Below are 18,091 nucleotides of genomic sequence, written 5' to 3' on the forward strand. Positions count from 1 at the left end.
TCATTAAAAAGTTTTCTTTTTCTTTATTAAAAAAAAGACTGGAGACAATTCCAGTATTTGAATTACTAGATGCAATTTTATAAGTATTTACAAAAACAAATATTTCTAATCGTGGATAAATAAAATTATTAAAAATGAGCATTGCAAAAAACAAAATTACAGCCATCCCTATTTTTTTGCGAAGAAATCTAACATTTCTATTATTTTTCAAAAATGAAAAGGAATTTGCAAAGAAAAATGCAAATAATAAAGAAATTGAGATCGGAAATAAAAATCCTATCAAAAGATTTTGTACCGCCAGTTGAGGGATGTTTCCAATCCATCTGCCAGGTCTAATATATTTAGCAAATGAATATACAAATACACAAAAATTAAAGAGCATTGAAAATCCAAACCCTAAAGCAAAATTTTTAAAATATGTTTTTTCCAATTTCATATCTTCAAATGGTAAAATCTATGACTTGTCCAAGTTCAGGTAAAATCAATTCTACATTTCTATCTTTAAATCGTGTTTTCGCTTCTTCATGATCAATCACAATTGGCGGAAAAGTATCGAAATGACAGCCGATCACTTTCTTGGTTTTCAATAATTCCGACGCAGCAAAACTTGCCTTTCTTGAACACATCGTATAATGCGAACCAATGGGAAGAATCGCCAAATCAATGTTTCCATATAATTTCGGAAATAATTCCATATCAGCCATTACTCCGGTGTCGCCTGCTAAATAGATATTTTTTCCTTCGAATCTGAAAATATAGCCAGCAGGTTCGCCACCATAACTTCCATCTGGAAAAGAGCTCGTGTGAGAAGCCGCAACCATCGATATTTTCATATCTAAAAATTTTGCAGAACCACCGAAATTGATATCAATCGAATTTGGATGGCCGAAGTAACCACAAATTTCTGGTTGCCCAATAATTTGTGCTTCCGGATGATGTTCCAAAACTTCTTTCACATCAGCAATGTGATCGCCGTGCGCATGAGTGATCAAAATGTAATCAATTTTTTGAGCAGAGATATCGAAGCCCGATTGTGCTTTACCGAAATTATAAAAAGGATCGCTCAGGATATTTTTTTCTTTATAGTTGAACAAAAAACAGTTTTGTCCGAGGTATGTAATTTTCATTTTGTTCTTTTTATATTTAAAAATAATTCAGTCCTGCTGCAACTAAAACCGCCATTGCCAAAGTCATAATACCGACTTGCTTAAGAAACGGATCCAGTTCTGTTGGCTCTTTAACTTCCATTATTTTTCGTCGAAGGGCCATCATTGGAAACATTAGAATAAAAAAGATAAAAGCGTAATATTTTCCTTCGGTATGCAGTCCGTTTTTCATCATGAAAACCAGCATCAAAAGCAAAGGAAGCTGCAGTAAAACAATTTCATAAACCATGGCTTTTTTAAAACCTAATCTTAAAGCTAAGGTCTTTTTGCCGCTCAAACCATCGCTCTCAATATCGCGCATGTTGTTCAGGTTCAAAACTGCGGCACTCAGCATTCCAACTGCAGTTGCGGGCAGAAGCATATCCCAGTTAAACGTTTTTGTAAACAAAAAATAACTGCCACAAACGGAGACTAAGCCGAAGAAGATAAAGACGAATATATCGCCAAGTCCCATGTAACCGTAGGGTTTTTTACCAACGGTATAACCTACTGCCGCTAAAATACAGGCAATTCCCAATCCTACAAAAACATAAAATTCTTGCATCAGGTTTTCTTTGAAAAAGGCAAAATATAACAAGGCGATCGTTGCGACCAAAGACAAAATAGAAAATAAAATCACGGCATTCCGCATTTGATTCGCAGTAATTCGTCCGGAAGCTACTGCTCTTTGTTCTGCGACATTCACTCTTAATTTGTCTGTTCCTTTAATACCGTCGCCGTAATCATTTGCGAAGTTGGATAAAATCTGATAGAGTAAAGTTACTAAAATCGCCAACCCAAATATCTTCCAGTCCCAGGTTCCGCCGATTTGTGAAATTCTCCATTTTGCAATGAAAGAACCCAAAATTATTCCGCTCATCGAAAGCGGTAAAGTGCGCAATCGTGCGGCTTTTATCCAATCTGTCATAAATTATGAGTAATGATTAATAAGTAATTGGTAATGGGTAATGAGTAATGAGTAATAAATTACTTATTGCCTATTGCTAATTGCTTGTGTTAAGATATCCAGTTATTTTCGCCGAAGTCGGGTTTTCTTTTTTCTAAAAAGGCATTTCTGCCTTCTTTTGCTTCTTCGGTCATGTAGGCGAGACGGGTTGCTTCACCAGCAAAAACTTGCTGACCAACCATGCCGTCGTCTGTTAAGTTCATAGCGAATTTGAGCATTCTGATAGACAAAGGAGATTTTCCTAAAATTTCCTGAGCCCATTCATAAGCAGTTTCTTCCAGTTTTTCGTGTGGAATTACGGCATTGACCATTCCCATTTCGGCTGCTTCTTTTGCATTATAATTTCTGCCTAAAAAGAAAATTTCGCGCGCTTTTTTCTGTCCGACCATTTTTGCCAAGTATGCAGAACCGTAACCACCATCGAAACTCGTAACATCGGCATCGGTTTGCTTGAAAATCGCGTGCTCTTCACTCGCCAAAGTCAGATCACAAACCACGTGCAAAGAATGTCCGCCACCTACAGCCCAACCATTCACCACCGCAATTACAACTTTCGGCATAAATCGGATGAGTCGCTGAACTTCTAAAATATTCAAGCGGTGTCTTCCATCTTCACCAACATAACCCTGTTCACCACGCGCTTTCTGATCACCGCCGCTGCAAAATGCATGACCGCCATCTTTCGGACTCGGACCTTCGCCCGTAAGCAGAACTACGCCAACCGAAGAATCTTCGGAAACGTGATAAAAAGCGTCGTATAATTCTGAGGTGGTTTTCGGACGAAATGCGTTGCGAACTTCGGGCCTGTTGAAGGCGATCCGGGCGACCGCGCCACATTTTTGATAGGTAATATCGTCGTATTCTTTTACAGTTTTCCAGTCGATCATTTTCTCTAAAAATTTTGCGTAAAGATATGCAAAATTAAAAGTGAAGTCAAAAGGAAAAGGACTTCTATTTCGGAAAGTTCTGCAGTTTTAGGGAGCGCGAAGATCTGGTCTTTTTCGAAGATTGCTACCCGCTTTCCGCTCTATCTTTTTTTCGTCGTTCCTCCTTAAAAAAGGATGCCGCTGCAATCGTGGCTAGAATGAAGATTTATTTTTTCTCCCAAAAAAGGCAGTTGAGCTTTGAGTGTTTGAGTAATTGAGTTTGTGAGTTTGTGAGTTACCATTTTTTTTTAAAGTAGAGTTCCATCTTCTGAAAGTTCGTCGTTTTCTTGCAGGACCTTCTCGGCATTCTCGAAATCTCTTTCGCTCACCATTAAATAATAGTTTTGAGACATTGGAAAAACGGCGATATTGTTTACGAACTCGTTTTTAATAAAGCTCGGAATTTCCCGGGAAGCGAGTTTTGTTTTAGCGACTTCGATCTCGTAAAGATAAGAGGACTGGAATATGGCGACTAATTCTGACATAATTTTTTTGTTTATAACCTACTCTCCTTCCTATCAAATAGAACGCCACAAAAAGTTTTGATCAGAAGACCTGCCCGAACTTCTAGCCTCGGTTGAACGTTCTGTTTGAGCTCTCCCGATGCATTTGATCGGGAAGCGAGTAGTGAAAACGGGTGATCATTTGGAGCAAAGCAAAAACCTTAATGCTCCTTACCAATTAATCAACTTTTTTATTCCGGTTAATGAACCAATACACGGGTAATCCAATTAAAATTAAGAGGAAGCCGGGCCAAGTATATTGCGGTTTGAACCAGATAAGCAAGCCACAAAATGCAGTTCCGATCAACAAATACAAGATAGGCGTAACCGGATAGAGCCAGGTTTTATAAGGTCTTTCGAGGTCTGGCTGTTTAATTCTTAAATAAATCACGCCGAAAACTGTGATCATATAAAATAATACGATGACGAATGAGATCATGTCGAGCAAATCGCCGTATTGTCCGCTGAGTGCGAGAACACAAGCCCAAGTTCCCTGCATCCACAAAGATTTTCCGGGCACCCCGTTTTGATTATTTTCGATGGCGGATTTAAAGAAGAGGCCATCTTTTGCCATGGTTTGAAAAACTCTGGATCCGGCTAAAACCAATCCATTGATGCAGCCAAACGTGGATATCATTACTAAAACTGCCATTATAATGGTTCCAATATTCCCAAACATTACTTCGGAAGTGGCAACTGCAGGTCGGTTTTGATCGGCAAAGGCTATTCCGTCCCGATCCAAAGCATTTAAATAAACTAAATTCACAAGCATGTATAAAACCATTACTACAATAGTTCCCAAAACCATGGATTTTACGACGTTCTTCTTTGGATTTTCTATTTCTCCGGAAACGAAAGTTACATTTTCCCAAGCGACAGAACTAAAAACGGAACCAACCATTGCTGCGGCAATTCCGCCTAAGAGCGTTATGCTACCAATGGATTTCCAGCCACTCGGGACGAGATTGTTTCCGACTTCTGTGCCAAAATCCTGAAATGCATTCCAACCGAAACTCATATTCTCCGTCCACTGTGAATTTTTTATGAGGATGAATCCGAAAATAATAATTCCGAGCAGGGCTAAAATTTTTGAAGTTGTAAAAAGATCCTGTAAAATTTTTCCGTTTTTAAGGCCTTTCGTATTGATGAACGTAAGAAGCATAATGACCACAATTGCCAAAATCTGAATCCAGGTGATTTTAAAATTTCCACTCTGAAAAAGCGGTGCGGAATCATTTAGTGCCGGAACAAGATACGCCGTAAATTTCCCGAAAGCCATGGCGACAGCAGCGATCGTTCCGGTTTGAATAACGGTGAATAAACCCCAACCGTAAAGAAAGCCCGTCATTTTTCCGAAAATTTCGGTAATGTAGGTATATTGTCCACCCGCTTTTGGAAACATGGAAGAAAGTTCGCCGTAGGAAATTGCTGCAGCAACCGTCATGATTCCGGTAATGACCCAAACCGCCATCAACCAGTAACCGGAGCCTAAATTTCGCATCATATCTGAACTTACGATAAATATTCCGCTACCGATCATCGAGCCCATTACGAGCATTGTGGCATCCCAGAGTTTGAGTTTTTTATTCATAAAGTTTTATTTCAGTCCTGATTTTAGTTTAAAGAATGGTTAAAAGTAATGTTTTTACCTATTTCTGTTTTGAAAAACGTAAATATATAAATTTTCTGTAATGATTATTAATTTTCTGTAGCACTTCTATTGTATTTAGGTTTAAAGTTTACGCTTTTAAAAACTGCACATCAAAATATTTCTTATTTTTGTGAAAATTATAAATAATGAAAAAACTAGTTGCTTTATTAACGATAGCATTTTCTACCCTGGTTTTTGCCCAGGAAAAAGAAATGAAAATGGGACCACCAGCCGGAATTGCATCGGTGGGAGATTTATATGGAACTCAAGTTTCTGCCAAAGCAGAAAAATCAGCTCTAACTACTGCACAGCTTGACAAAAAGTTATCGAAATCAAAAAAGGTAGAAAACGTGGCCGTGAAGGGAAAAGTTACCGACGTTTGCGATAAAAAAGGATGCTGGTTGACCGTACAAACCGACAACCATGAGAAATTTTTCGTGAAAATGAAAGATTACGGATTCTTCGTTCCAACTGCCTTAATAGGAAAAAATGTGGTACTGGAAGGAAATGCTGAGACCAAAGTTACTTCGGTTGACGAACAGAAACATTACGCAGAAGATGCAAAAAAATCTCAGTCTGAGATTGATGCGATCACCAAACTTCAGGAAGAAATCAGATTTATAGCGACTGGAATTAAAGTCGTGAATTAATCGATAAAGTTTTACTCCATAAAAAAGCGAAGTTTTCGAACTTCGCTTTTTTTTATTCTATTTTGAAATCGACTTCCGCATCAAGCTTCGGAAATTTCTTTTCGGAAATAAACATTTTTCCGGTACAGTCAATTTCTTTCCAGCCTTTCTTTTTACCGACATCGCCCACTTCGACTACGATTGGGATAAAGATAATTTCATCTTCGCCTTCTAAAATTTCTTCTTTGTATTGCACTGCAATATCGAGAATACATTCAAAATCTGTATTGAGTTTTACATTTTTGTAGATCACATCGTAATGGGTTTCTTTATTTTCCGGGATCTTTTTATAAGTTTCCCAGTTTTCTGTGGATCCATTTAATTCTGATATCGCTTTCAAACCTTCGTATAAAGCAATCGTATAATATTTCCTGGTTCCTTCTCTTTTATAATCATTTGGAAAATGTCCGCCTTCGTATAGAATGGTTGGAATTCCCATTTTTGTAAAATTATCTCCCGTTGAAGTTGGATAAAATTCATCGGAATATCTCGCAATTTGATCTGGAATTTCTGTCTTTAAACTTTCATAAATTTTCGATATCACCGCCATTGCTTTCTTACGCGTTTCTGTGATTTGTCTGGTATGGTCTTGCGCGGGCGCTAAAAAGGAAAGCGTTGCGGGATTCTTACCATCGGTTGTAAAAATCGTTCGTTGTTCGTGAAGGTTCAAAGCATAATTATAATTCCCTTTCTCCGCGATTCCTTTCAGAATAGGAAACTCTTTGCTGGACAGTTTGAGGAAATCTCTGTTCATATCAATATCCAGAGCATTTCTTCTGGTCCATTTCTCCGATCCGTCCGGATTCAACATAAAAATAAAATCCAACGTAATTTTTGAAAATAACTCTTCTCTTAAATCAGATCGATCTTTCAATATTTCCATCAAATCAAGCATCGCATGCGTTGCGTTCGATTCGTTGCCATGCATTTGCGACCATGCTAAAACTTTGATTTTGCCATTTCCGACTTTCAATTTAAAAATAGGTTTCTCTAAAAACGATTTTCCAACCTCCACAATGTGATCGCTGAAATTCGTCTGTAGGTAAATAAATAATTTTCCGGGGGAAATATAACGGTTTGGGAAATCAGGGTTTTTTCGGTAAACGAAAGATTCGAACATATTTTAAAATTTTACATTTTTCAAATTTAATTTTTTTTCAGCGAATTTTAAAATTAACTTTTGTAAATTAATTAAACAAGTCGAAATGTCAGTTTGTCTGTTGATAAAATTGTGGATTGCACTAATCTTACTTAAAAAACACAACTTACTATAAGTCAGTTTACAATTTAACTTACCTCAATCAAAATTTGAATTGTACTTTAAGTTAAAATTAGGTATGAAATAGCCATTTGAGGGGAAAAAAGATAAACAATTTTTGTTTTTGTAATTGTTAATAAAACTATTTTATTACAAATGTAAATTAGTAGAGATTTGATATTTCCGTATATTTGCGAACAATTAAAAATATGACAAGCGAAACAATTTTTCTACTGGGATTTCTCCTGTTTATCCTTATTATTCTTGCTCTGGATTTAGGCCTTTTAAACAAAAAATCTGCGAATGTCTCAATGAAACAAGCGGGATTAATGAGCTTTTTTGTGGTTGTGCTTTCCATGTGTTTCTATTTCCTGCTTATTACATATGGTCACCTACTCCATGGCATCAACAGTATGGAGAAACTACAACAGGTCATTACTTCTCACCATCATCCTGTAAAAATTATTCCTAATGATCTGGAAAACAGCATTCAGCTTTACAATCAAAATCTGGGACTCGAATATCTGACTGGTTATGTTGTTGAGTATGCACTTTCGGTCGATAACATCTTCGTCATCCTTTTGGTGTTTACCGCCTTCGGTGTTGCTAAGAAAAATTATCATCGGGTTCTGTTTTGGGGAATCTTAGGCGCGATCGTAATGCGCTTTATTTTTATCTTTGTGGGAGCAGCCTTAATTGAGAAGTTCGACTGGATCATGTATGTTTTTGGTGCTTTCCTGGTGTTTACCGGAATTAAAATGTTTCTGGACAAGGATAACGACGAGGAGATCGATACCCAAAATCATCCAATAGTAAGATTCGCCAATCGCTTTTTTAAAGTTCACGACCGTTTCGTTGGTAATAAATTTTTTGTGACGATCAATGGCGTTAAGAAACTCACACCACTGTTTCTCGTTCTACTGATCATTGAGGCGACCGATCTTATATTTGCTGTAGACAGTATTCCCGCGATCTTTTCGGTGACTAAAGATCCCTACATTGTTTTCTTTTCTAATATTTTTGCGATCATTGGTCTGCGCTCCATGTTCTTTATCCTGTCTGGAATTATAGATAAGTTCCGCTTCCTTAAAATTGGATTGGCAGCTCTCTTAACCTTTATTGGATTAAAGATGCTATTCCATCATTTTCTTGAAGATTGGGGATTTTCAACGACCCATTCGCTCTTCGTAATTGTGGGAATTCTTGGTTTCAGTATTTTCTTCTCGCTCATATTCCCGGAACGGAAAAAGGTTCGTACTCTTAAATTCGATCCTGAAAGTGATGATCATGCGAGATATTAATTAGACCTGTAAATACTTTAAACAATTATAAACCAATGTGATAAGCATTGGTTTTACTTTTGTAAAGACGATAAAACTCCTTTAGTTTACATTTGTATTATATAATTGTAAAATATAGTTTTACATTTGTAATTATGAATTTAAACGAAAGAATTTCAAAAATCATCGCTTATTCAGAACTTTCTGCCTCGGAGTTTGCCGATGAGATCGATGTGCAGCGTTCCAATATTTCTCATATCGCTTCCGGGAGAAATAAACCTTCTCTTGATTTCTTGATCAAGATAAAAGAACGTTTTCCCGAACTGCAGTGGGATTGGCTCATTAATGGTCTTGGAGAAATGGTTAAAAAAGAGGAAGCAGAATTGGTGATTGAAAAACCAAAGACGACTTCCCTGCCCGATTTATTCTCCTTAATTGATGACCAAAATTTTGGAATTACTGAAAGTGAAGATAAAATTTTAAGTGATGTTCCGCGAGAGTTCGAAATTTCTGCGCAGTTGCCAGAAAAAGAGAAAATAAGCGATTCTCAACGATTAGCAATTCCCGAGGTTAAAATAGAAGCACAAACCGCTGTAAATCAAGAAAGTAAAATAAAAAGAATCGTTTGGTTTTATGAAAATGGAAAATTCGAAAGTTTTGAGCCATAAACAAGAAATAAAACTTTAATATCTCTCTTTTTTTCTTTTATTACGGAGAGGTTAAATTTTAAGTCGGCTTCCGTTTCCTCTCCGGTTCCATTTCCTAATTATTTTTGTAATTTTGATTTTAAGCAAAATACTATTATATGAAACTGACCGAACTTGCAAAAGACCTTAAGATCTCTACAGAAAGTTTTATGAAATTTATTCAGGATTTCGATTTAGAACTTTCAGAATGTGTTTCAACTAATTTAGAGGTAAAGCTCGACTTCGAAAAATTTGCAAGAGAAAATATTGCTTTCCTAAAAAAGTATGAACAGGATTTAGACGAAAAGAAATCTGTTGAAGATATCGCAGAAAACATCAATCAGCCTGCCGCTAAAGTTGCAGAAATTATCAAAAAAGAAAAACCCAAAGTATTTGATAACGGTCTTTACAGATCATCAGTTTCAAGCTACGGAATTGATAATCGTTTGGGTGGAAATTACCAGTTCGTCTACAATTATTTTGGCAAAAAATCCAGTTTAACACAGCGAGATTTTATTGGATACAGAGATTTATTCTTCTACATCTCGAAAACTTTAGAGCCTTTTATTAATCAATCTCCGCTTACGGATTGGGGAATCCATAAAGCAGCCGGTATTATTTTATACGGTCCACCGGGAAGTGGTAAAATTTTCTGGACCAATAAAATTGCTGAAATTATTAATTATCAGTTTAAAGAAGTTAAGAAATATTACTACGGAACTTCTTTCGTTGATGGCAATAAGACAAGTTTTAATGATTTTCTAATGCAAATAATGAAAGAAGAAAAAACTCTTCTTTTTATGGAGGATTTCGACACCATTATGGATAACCGAACTGAACAGCATTCCGTTTCGTCCTGCGATGAAGAAACGAAGGCAATTATTCTTCACTACGTTGGCCATTTTGAAGACGAAGAATTACTGATGATCGGCTCTGCAAATACTATTGTAGATATCGACAAAGAAATTTTAGCACCGGGAAGATTTGATGTGATGATCCCCGTTTTTCCGCCGAACCTGCAGGAACGGTCTGAAATGATCCTGCATTTTATGACAGAAAATCTCTCGGAAGAATCTTTATTAATGAAGATCTTGATTAAAAATAACGCTACAAAACTTCCTTTTTGGAAAGAAGTTTCATCGAAAATGCAAGTCTTTTCAAATACAATGGTGAAGGATTTCACTCAAAGTTTAAAGAAACGGATCCGTAACTCCTATTTAAAAGATCATTCCGAGAATATTAAAATAGAAAAAACTCTTATTGATGCTTCATTGAGAGCAGCTTCGGCAAAACTCACAGGAGAATATTTGGATCAGGTTTCGCAATTTATCATGGATGTTTCTATAAATAATTACGATGATTTTCCGAAAAGAATCAATGCGTTGAAAAACGAATTAGAACATTATAAAATTGTTGAAGCTCCGCGACAGTCGATCGGTTTTACACATCAGGAAGAGGCAGAAGAAAAAAAATAATCTGCTTACGACAGATTATTTAATACTTTTTGTAGAAATTATTTTTTCGGTTTTTTCGGAACTTAATTGATCTTCTTTGGCTTCCGAGATTCCAATTGCGACTGCCTGTTTCCTGTCCGTTACTTTTTCTCCAGATGAAGATTTAAGTTTTCCTTCTTTAAATTCGTGCATTACTTCCCCAATTTTCTCTTCCGCCTTTTTAGAATACTTTTTTTCTGCCATTATATTTCCTTTAAGATTAAACTTTAACTTTTTTAAAATCAGTAACTTGTCCAATAAACACCATCAATCTTTTTGCCATATAGATCGCGAAAGACAAGTTTAACAGTAGTTTAATAAAATTACTACCTTTGAATTCTTATCAAAATTATACAATGAAAAAGCTTTTTTTATCAGTTTCAATCCTCGTTTCTGTGTCTTATTTCGCGCAGGAAATTACCTTAGATAAAATTTATTCCGGCTACTATCGCGGCAAAGGAATTTCCGGAATCGCTTCCCTGAAAAATGGCGAAAATTATGCGGTCATCGAGAAAGACGGAATTGCAAAATACTCTTACAAAACCTCTAAAAAAGATGGAAATATCGTCGACGGAAATTACATGTCTTACATATTTAATGATGACGAATCAAAAATATTGTTACTAAAAGACAGCGAACCTATTTACAGACATTCTTTTTTAGGAAAATTTGATGTGAAAGATTTGAAATCCGGTAAAGTTCTGAATTTAAATAACGGTAATTTCGTACAGGAACCAACCTTTTCGCCAAATGGAAACAAAGTCGCGTTCATTTCTGAGAATAATTTGTTTTACCAGGAGTTATCTTCCGGAAAAATTACGCAGATCACTACCGATGGAAAGAAAAATTCGATTTTAAATGGTCTTGCTGACTGGGTTTATGAAGAGGAATTTGGTCATGCAAAACAATATGAATGGACGAAAAATTCTGATGCGATCGTTTTTGTAAAATCCGATGAAACCAAAGTTCCGGAAATGTATATTCCTATTTATGGGAAACAACTCTACCCATCTGAAATGCGTTATAAATATCCAAAAGCTGGTGCAAATAACTCAGTGGTTTCGGCACATTTATATCGTTTAGATTCTAACAAAACGATGGCTTTAAATTTATCCAGCTTCAAAAATTATTATATTCCGAATGTTTTTAAAACTGCAAAAGCCGACGAAATAATTCTCGTGACTTCAGAAAGAATTCAAAATTCATCTGATGTTTTAAAAGTGAATACAAAAACCGGAGTGATCAATAAATTATTTACAGAAAGTGATGCCAGATGGATCGATACCGATAATGTTATCTTAGAATTTTTAGATGACAATTCCTTTATTTGGGGCGCAGAAAGAGATGGAAACCGTCATCTTTATTGGTATGATCAAAACGGAAAACTCAAAAAACAAATTACGAAAGGAAATTGGGAAGTAACTGATTATTACGGATTTAATCCTAAAACAAAAGAAATTTACGTTCAAACAACCGAAAAAGGAAGCATTAATAAAGTCGTTTCCAAAATAAATATTGATACTGGAAAATCGGTTTTACTTTCTAATGATGCGGGAGCTAACAGCGCCAATTTTAGTGGAAATTATAATTATTTTATAGAGACTTCTTCTTCTGCCGCAAAGCCTTACTCCTACACCTTGAAGGATAACAGCGGAAAAACATTGAAAGAACTTCAAAATAACGATGAGCTTTTATCAAAATTGAAAGCAGATAATTTTGTTGAAAAAGAATTTTTTACAGTTCCAAATGAAGCGGGCGATCAAATGAACGCCTGGATCATGAAGCCGAAAGATTTCGATAAAAATAAAAAATACCCGCTGTTTATGTATCAATATTCCGGTCCGGGTTCACAGCAGGTTTCCAATTCCTGGGATGGCGGAAACGCGATTTGGTTTGAAAGTTTAGTTCAAAAAGGATATATCGTTGCTTGTGTCGACGGTCGTGGAACGGGTTACAAAGGAACTGATTTTAAGAAAGTTACTTACCTAAACTTAGGAAAATACGAAATTGAAGATCAAATTGCCGCAGCAAAATGGTTCGGTAATCAAACTTACATTGACAAGTCCAGAATTGGCATTTTCGGTTGGAGTTTTGGCGGTTATATGGCGAGTTTAGCTTTGACAAAAGGTGCAGATGTTTTCAAAACCGGAATCGCTGTCGCGCCCGTTACGAACTGGAGATATTACGATTCAGTATACACCGAACGATTCATGAGAACACCACAGGAAAATCCAAAAGGCTATGATGATAATTCACCGACAAGTTATGCGCAATTATTGAAAGGAAAATTTCTTTTAATTCACGGAACAGCCGATGATAACGTACATTTCCAAAATTCAATGGAGTTTTCTGAAGCTTTAATTCAAAACAAAAAACAGTTTGAGTTTATGGCTTATCCAGATAAAAACCACGGAATTTATGGCGGTCAAACTAGACCACAACTCTATCAGAAAATGACAGATTTTATTCTGAATAACCTCTAAAATATTTTTCAATGCTGAAAACTAGGCCACTTCTTAACGGAGTGGTTTTTTTTATAAATGGCTTAGAAATATGTGTGGATTTTTAGTATTATTGATCTTTAATGGCAAATAGACCGAATGATTTTGCCATTCAATTAAAAATCCTATTTTTGAGAAATTTAAAAATCTATGGAAAAGTCGACCAGTAAACATCCGAAAGGATTGCCCTACCTATTTTTTACGGAAATGTGGGAGCGCTTCGGATATTACCTGATCTTGGGAATTTTCGTCCTTTATCTCATTGAACCTCAAGGAATGGGCGGTGGTTTGGGAATTACAGACAAAAACGCCGACGATATTTTCGGAACTTATATCGCCTTAACTTACCTGACTCCTTTTATCGGTGGGTTTTTAGCGGATCGCGTTTTGGGATACATTAAATCTATTTATTTAGGTGGAATTTTAATGGCAGCGGGATATATTGGGATGGGAATTTTTAAAGATCTGACCTGGTTTTACAGTTCCCTGGGTTTAATTATTATCGGGAATGGATTTTTTAAACCTACCATTTCTACGCTTCTTGGGAACCTTTATTCAGAAGAACCTTACAAAGCCAATAAAGATTCGGGATATAATATTTTCTACATGGGAATTAATATCGGAGCGTTTATTTGTAATATTATTGCTGCGTTTATGCGGAATAAATTCGGTTGGGGTGAAGCGTTTATCACGGCTGGAGTTGGAATGTTGGTCGGCTTGGTCATTTTCACCATCGGTTTAAAACATTATCGACATGCTGCGATCATGAAGCCCAGTGAAGAAGGTGATACTAAACTTTCGGAAATCTTATTAAAGGTTTTTGTTCCAGCTTTAGTTGCAGGTGCGATAGGTTGGTTTATTCCGGGCAATTTAATTGGAAGTGATTCCACAGACGCCTTTATTTTCGCTACGATTCCAGTGATTTATTTCTATGTTTCCCTTTACTTTAAAGCAAAACCAGAGGAAAAACCTTCGATCGGCGCGTTGCTATCTATCTTTTTGATCTCAATGTTTTTTTGGGCAGTTTTCAAACAAAATGGAACAGCATTAACAAGATGGGCGAATTATTACACCGATAGAAGCGTTCCGGCAACTTTAGAAAAACCTTTGGAATCCATTTATATGGTGGAAGGTCTGGAATATAAAAACAAAGAAGTTCCGATTTACGATGACCAGTACCGTGCACAAAAAGATGCTGATAAAAAAACGGTGAAAATTCAGGGCAAAGATGTTTACTTTAAAAATCTTACGCCAGAACGGCGCGCAACTTTAGAATCAGGAAAAGAAGACCGCCTCTTTCTTTACAATACCGAACTTTTCCAGTCCATTAATCCATTCTGGGTAATTGCTTTGACCCCAATAATTGTAGGAGTATGGATGTTTTTGAGGCGAAAAGGAAAAGAACCTTCTACCCCTTCAAAAATTGTTTTAGGACTTTTCATTTCTGCAATTTCCTGTTTGGTAATGGTTTTGGCAGTACAGGCCGGACAAAATGGAGCCATAAAAGTTTCTCCGTGGTGGCTTTTTGCGAGTTACGGAGTTATTACGATCGGTGAATTGTGTTTATCGCCAATGGGACTTTCCTTCGTTTCTAAATTATCACCGGCACGAATTACTGCATTAATGATGGGTGGATTTTTCCTCGCAAATTCTGTAGGGAATAAACTTTCCGGGATTTTAGCGAGTACTTGGTATGATTACGAAAACAAAACGAATTACTTCCTCGTCAATTTTGCTCTTTTAATATTTGCTACTTTACTTGGACTTTCTATGCTGAAACGATTGAACAGAATTATGAAGGAGAAAGGCCATTAATTTAAAAAGCAACGAAACTTGTAAATCGCAGAAAATTTCTGCGATTTTTTTTGTAATTGATTCTAAAAGTCTTGGCAAAAACTCAAAAAAAACTATATTTGCTAATCTTAACAAAAATTAACACTAAAATATGGATAACACTGAAGCATTAAATGCACCGGAAGAATTTTTAGAAGGACAAGCGAAAGGTAAACACCCGAAAGGATTGTGGGTTCTTTTTGGCACAGAAATGTGGGAGCGTTTTAACTTCTACGGAATGCGCGCGTTGCTCACCCTTTTCATGGTGAACGCCCTTTTAATGAAAGAAGGAGATGTAACCATTATTTATGGTGGATTCTTAGCGTTATGTTATTTGACACCAATGTTGGGTGGATTTATCGCCGACCGGTTTTTAGGAAACAGATATTGTATCATCATTGGAGGAGCTTTAATGGCAGTAGGTCAATTCCTGATGTTTATGAGTGCTTCTTCGTTTGAATCGAACTTAGGTTCCGCACAAATGTTGATGTGGGCTGCTTTGGGAGTTATTATTTTCGGAAATGGATTTTTCAAACCGAATATTTCTTCCATGGTTGGAAGTCTTTATCCGAAACAGGAAAAATCAAAATTGGATTCCGCATTTACCATTTTCTACATGGGTATTAATATGGGAGCGTTTTTAGGTCAGTTCATCTGTCCGTTCTTAGGAGATGTAAAAGATGCCGATGGAATCAGAGACGTTCACGCTTTTAAATGGGGATTCTTAGCCGCTTCTATCGCAATGGTGATCGGAACTGTTACGTTTATCGCACTTAAAAACAAATATGTAGTGACTCCTGAAGGACGACCAATTGGTGGTTTACCAAGTGAAAGTACTGCAGATGATTTTGAAGAGGGCGAAACTCAAACCGCGAATTTTACTGGAAAATCAATCGGTATTGCAGTCGCTATTTTTGTGCTGACTTTCTTTGGATTTCAGTATTTATTCGTAAATCACATTGGATTTGGTTCGGTAGGAATGGGAGAATTTGTAAAAGCGATCATTTATCCTTTCATTTATTCAATGGGACTTGCATTGGCATTTTTAATTATGTCTGCTACAGAAAATAAAATTGAGAGAGATAGAATCTGGGTAATTTATATTGTATCCTTTTTCATTATTTTCTTCTGGGCTGCCTTTGAACAGGCAGGTTCATCTTTAACATTTATTGCAGATAACCAAACCGACAGAAATATTTTTGGCTGGAATATGCCACCCTCAATGGTTCAAATTTTTAACGGTTTATTTATTGTGATCCTGGCTGTTCCTTTCAGTATGCTTTGGGACAAGTTAAGAGCCAATAAAAAAGAACCGGTTTCACCTCTTAAACAAGCAATTGGTCTTGGTTTGATTGCTTTAAGTTACTTGATCATCGCCTACAACGTAAAAGATTTAGGAAACACCGGTCTTCTTGCAGTGAAATGGCTGATTTTACTTTATCTAATTCAGACAATGGGAGAACTTTGTCTCTCTCCAATTGGATTATCTTTGGTTGGAAAATTAGCACCAAAAAGATTTGCTTCTCTATTATTCGGAGTATTTTTCATCGCAAACGCTGCAGGATACGCTTTATCAGGAACCTTGGGATCAATCTTACCGGCAACAGGTGATAAATTTGTCTCCGCGCAGGAACAGAATATCGATTTACAGAAAGTCCTGGACAAAACCTATAAACCAACCGCTAAGGAACTATTTTTATTAGCGCAGTCGAACTTAGCAGATACTAATTTTGGTGCTGATGAAAATCTTAAAAAGGATGTGAGTGGTTTATTCGCTGAAAATAACAAAATCATTTCGGCTCAAAGAGGTGAATTTGATACCAGATTAAAAGAACTTCAGAAGTCAGATGCAAACGCAAAACTAGAATTTAAGATGGATTTAGCGCAGTTAAAATTCCCGTCTGAAACGCAGTTAGCAAAAATTGAGAACGATAATGTGATCAAGGCTGAATATAAATCTTTTGCCGGATTCGAAATTCGTAATTTATTTGAATTTTTCATGGTGTTTGTAATTCTTTGTGGAATTGCTGGAGCTATTTTAGCATTAATTTCACCGATCTTGAAAAAAATGATGCACGGCGTAAATTAATTTCGTTGAAATATAATTAAACTAAACCACCGATTTATTCGGTGGTTTTTTCTATTTTAGTATGATGGAATTGCAGGAAGATCTCTTATTTCAATCCGTAAAACAAATTATTAGCAAGGCGCGCGAGAAAGTTTTTCGTGCAGCCAACTCTACTTTACTACTAAGTTATTGGCAAATAGGAAAACTCATTGTAGAAGAGGAACAAAATGGAGAAGAACGTGCTGTTTACGGAAAATACACTTTAAAAAGACTCTCGCAGAAATTAAGTTTAGAATTCGGAAAAGGTTTTGATGAAAGTAATTTGAGAAATATGCGTTCTTTTTATCAAGCTTTTCCAGTATGTGACGCACTGCGTCACGAATTAACTTGGACCCATTACAGATTACTCCTCAAAATAGATTCGGTAAAAAAAGTAAATTATTATATTGATGAATCTATTCAAAATAATTGGAGTTCCAGAGATTTAAAGAGACTAATCAACTCATTAGCTTTCGAAAGAGTTTTAGAACATAAAAAATCTTCTGAAGAAAACATTCACAGCATTTTAAAAGATCCCTATATTTTTGAATTCTTAGGTTTAAAAACGGATGAGAAAGTTTCAGAACGAGAAATAGAAACCGCAATAATTGATCATATTCAAAAGTTCCTGCTAGAATTTGGGAAAGGATTTGCTTTTGTGGCAAGACAGCAACATATTTCTACTGACAATTCAGATTTTTACATTGACTTGGTATTTTACAATTATATCTTAAAATGTTTCGTCATCATTGATCTTAAAACAGGCGAGCTTTCACATCAAAATATTGGTCAAATTGATATGTATGTCAGAATGTATGATGATTTAAAACGTAGTGAAGGTGATAATCCTACTATCGGAATTTTATTATGTTCAGAAAAAGACGAAACCATCGTAAAATATTCTGTTGTTAATGATAAAAACAGTCTTTTTGCAAGTAAATATTTATTATACCTACCGAAAGAAGATGAATTAAAGGAACTCATTGATCAGGACAAAATCCGTTTTGAACTGAATGAAGAAGATAAAAACTCTAACCAAAATTAATTACTAC

Annotated in this window: 15 protein-coding genes; 8 read left to right on the forward strand and 7 right to left on the reverse strand. The window is 36.0% G+C overall.

The features are described 5' to 3' along the window. Window positions 1-440 precede the first annotated feature (440 nt). The 5 genes from ACZ9HT_RS04485 to ACZ9HT_RS04505 form a co-directional block, all read right to left on the reverse strand. Window positions 441-1,127 (reverse strand): metal-dependent hydrolase, encoded by a 687-nt coding sequence (locus ACZ9HT_RS04485; RefSeq protein WP_476039261.1) that lies wholly within the window; start codon window positions 1,125-1,127, stop codon window positions 441-443. Window positions 1,128-1,143: 16 nt separating this feature from the next. Beyond that, the gene (gene menA, locus ACZ9HT_RS04490) at window positions 1,144-2,073 is read right to left on the reverse strand and encodes a 1,4-dihydroxy-2-naphthoate octaprenyltransferase (protein WP_476039262.1); all 930 of its coding nucleotides are present in this window, start codon (window positions 2,071-2,073) and stop codon (window positions 1,144-1,146) included. 89 nt (window positions 2,074-2,162) lie between these two features. After that, window positions 2,163-2,999 (reverse strand): 1,4-dihydroxy-2-naphthoyl-CoA synthase, encoded by an 837-nt coding sequence (locus ACZ9HT_RS04495; RefSeq protein WP_476039263.1) that lies wholly within the window; start codon window positions 2,997-2,999, stop codon window positions 2,163-2,165. 287 nt (window positions 3,000-3,286) lie between these two features. Further along, entirely contained in the window at window positions 3,287-3,523 is a 237-nt protein-coding gene (locus ACZ9HT_RS04500; protein WP_476039264.1) for a putative signal transducing protein, read from the reverse strand. Between the two features lie 196 nt (window positions 3,524-3,719). Then, a complete protein-coding gene (locus tag ACZ9HT_RS04505) occupies window positions 3,720-5,132 on the reverse strand; it encodes an APC family permease (RefSeq protein ID WP_476039265.1) in 1,413 nt (470 codons plus the stop codon). Window positions 5,133-5,338: 206 nt separating this feature from the next. On the opposite strand from ACZ9HT_RS04505, the gene ACZ9HT_RS04510 reads away from it, so the two are divergent. Beyond that, window positions 5,339-5,842, forward strand: coding sequence for a DUF4920 domain-containing protein (locus ACZ9HT_RS04510; RefSeq protein ID WP_476039266.1), 504 nt, complete (start codon window positions 5,339-5,341; stop codon window positions 5,840-5,842). A 52-nt stretch (window positions 5,843-5,894) separates the two neighbouring features. Here ACZ9HT_RS04510 and ACZ9HT_RS04515 read toward each other — a convergent pair whose 3' ends face one another. Then, window positions 5,895-7,001: a M14 family zinc carboxypeptidase gene (locus ACZ9HT_RS04515; protein ID WP_476039267.1), complete on the reverse strand. Its 1,107-nt coding sequence runs from the start codon at window positions 6,999-7,001 to the stop codon at window positions 5,895-5,897. A 347-nt stretch (window positions 7,002-7,348) separates the two neighbouring features. Here ACZ9HT_RS04515 and ACZ9HT_RS04520 point away from each other — a divergent pair, with 347 nt between their 5' ends. The 3 genes from ACZ9HT_RS04520 to ACZ9HT_RS04530 all read left to right on the forward strand — a co-directional run bounded on the left by ACZ9HT_RS04520 (window position 7,349) and on the right by ACZ9HT_RS04530 (window position 10,580). Continuing rightward, window positions 7,349-8,440: a TerC/Alx family metal homeostasis membrane protein gene (locus ACZ9HT_RS04520; protein WP_476039268.1), complete on the forward strand. Its 1,092-nt coding sequence runs from the start codon at window positions 7,349-7,351 to the stop codon at window positions 8,438-8,440. A 134-nt stretch (window positions 8,441-8,574) separates the two neighbouring features. Continuing rightward, window positions 8,575-9,087 carry a helix-turn-helix domain-containing protein gene (locus ACZ9HT_RS04525; protein ID WP_476039269.1) on the forward strand — a complete coding sequence of 171 codons (513 nt, stop codon included), beginning with the start codon at window positions 8,575-8,577 and terminating at the stop codon, window positions 9,085-9,087. Window positions 9,088-9,224: 137 nt separating this feature from the next. Next, window positions 9,225-10,580 carry an AAA family ATPase gene (locus ACZ9HT_RS04530; protein WP_476039270.1) on the forward strand — a complete coding sequence of 452 codons (1,356 nt, stop codon included), beginning with the start codon at window positions 9,225-9,227 and terminating at the stop codon, window positions 10,578-10,580. Window positions 10,581-10,595: 15 nt separating this feature from the next. Here ACZ9HT_RS04530 and ACZ9HT_RS04535 read toward each other — a convergent pair whose 3' ends face one another. Then, the gene (locus tag ACZ9HT_RS04535; protein WP_476039271.1) at window positions 10,596-10,802 is read right to left on the reverse strand and encodes a DUF6496 domain-containing protein; all 207 of its coding nucleotides are present in this window, start codon (window positions 10,800-10,802) and stop codon (window positions 10,596-10,598) included. Window positions 10,803-10,954: 152 nt separating this feature from the next. Between ACZ9HT_RS04535 and ACZ9HT_RS04540 the strand changes: the two genes are divergently transcribed. The 4 genes from ACZ9HT_RS04540 to ACZ9HT_RS04555 all read left to right on the forward strand — a co-directional run bounded on the left by ACZ9HT_RS04540 (window position 10,955) and on the right by ACZ9HT_RS04555 (window position 18,084). Next, window positions 10,955-13,081, forward strand: a complete 2,127-nt coding sequence (locus ACZ9HT_RS04540; protein ID WP_476039272.1) for a S9 family peptidase — start codon at window positions 10,955-10,957, stop codon at window positions 13,079-13,081. Between the two features lie 168 nt (window positions 13,082-13,249). Continuing rightward, window positions 13,250-14,914, forward strand: coding sequence for a peptide MFS transporter (locus ACZ9HT_RS04545; RefSeq protein ID WP_476039273.1), 1,665 nt, complete (start codon window positions 13,250-13,252; stop codon window positions 14,912-14,914). Between the two features lie 130 nt (window positions 14,915-15,044). Further along, the gene (locus ACZ9HT_RS04550; RefSeq protein WP_476039274.1) at window positions 15,045-17,021 is read left to right on the forward strand and encodes a peptide MFS transporter; all 1,977 of its coding nucleotides are present in this window, start codon (window positions 15,045-15,047) and stop codon (window positions 17,019-17,021) included. Between the two features lie 61 nt (window positions 17,022-17,082). Then, window positions 17,083-18,084, forward strand: coding sequence for a PDDEXK nuclease domain-containing protein (locus ACZ9HT_RS04555; RefSeq protein ID WP_476039275.1), 1,002 nt, complete (start codon window positions 17,083-17,085; stop codon window positions 18,082-18,084). The last annotated feature ends 7 nt before the right edge of the window (window positions 18,085-18,091 follow it).

This window comes from Chryseobacterium sp. UYP7 (assembly GCF_056279225.1).

Excerpts from the sequence above, each read along its gene's own strand:
- menA (WP_476039262.1), bottom strand. The coding sequence starts at position 2,073 with ATGACAGATTGGATAAAAGCCGCACGATTGCGCACTTTACCGCTTTCG.
- ACZ9HT_RS04555 (WP_476039275.1), top strand. The coding sequence starts at position 17,083 with ATGATGGAATTGCAGGAAGATCTCTTATTTCAATCCGTAAAACAAATT.
- ACZ9HT_RS04500 (WP_476039264.1), bottom strand. The coding sequence starts at position 3,523 with ATGTCAGAATTAGTCGCCATATTCCAGTCCTCTTATCTTTACGAGATC.
- ACZ9HT_RS04505 (WP_476039265.1), bottom strand. The coding sequence starts at position 5,132 with ATGAATAAAAAACTCAAACTCTGGGATGCCACAATGCTCGTAATGGGC.
- ACZ9HT_RS04545 (WP_476039273.1), top strand. The coding sequence starts at position 13,250 with ATGGAAAAGTCGACCAGTAAACATCCGAAAGGATTGCCCTACCTATTT.
- ACZ9HT_RS04510 (WP_476039266.1), top strand. The coding sequence starts at position 5,339 with ATGAAAAAACTAGTTGCTTTATTAACGATAGCATTTTCTACCCTGGTT.
- ACZ9HT_RS04540 (WP_476039272.1), top strand. The coding sequence starts at position 10,955 with ATGAAAAAGCTTTTTTTATCAGTTTCAATCCTCGTTTCTGTGTCTTAT.
- ACZ9HT_RS04485 (WP_476039261.1), bottom strand. The coding sequence starts at position 1,127 with ATGAAAATTACATACCTCGGACAAAACTGTTTTTTGTTCAACTATAAA.
- ACZ9HT_RS04520 (WP_476039268.1), top strand. The coding sequence starts at position 7,349 with ATGACAAGCGAAACAATTTTTCTACTGGGATTTCTCCTGTTTATCCTT.
- ACZ9HT_RS04525 (WP_476039269.1), top strand. The coding sequence starts at position 8,575 with ATGAATTTAAACGAAAGAATTTCAAAAATCATCGCTTATTCAGAACTT.
- ACZ9HT_RS04530 (WP_476039270.1), top strand. The coding sequence starts at position 9,225 with ATGAAACTGACCGAACTTGCAAAAGACCTTAAGATCTCTACAGAAAGT.
- ACZ9HT_RS04515 (WP_476039267.1), bottom strand. The coding sequence starts at position 7,001 with ATGTTCGAATCTTTCGTTTACCGAAAAAACCCTGATTTCCCAAACCGT.
- ACZ9HT_RS04495 (WP_476039263.1), bottom strand. The coding sequence starts at position 2,999 with ATGATCGACTGGAAAACTGTAAAAGAATACGACGATATTACCTATCAA.
- ACZ9HT_RS04535 (WP_476039271.1), bottom strand. The coding sequence starts at position 10,802 with ATGGCAGAAAAAAAGTATTCTAAAAAGGCGGAAGAGAAAATTGGGGAA.
- ACZ9HT_RS04550 (WP_476039274.1), top strand. The coding sequence starts at position 15,045 with ATGGATAACACTGAAGCATTAAATGCACCGGAAGAATTTTTAGAAGGA.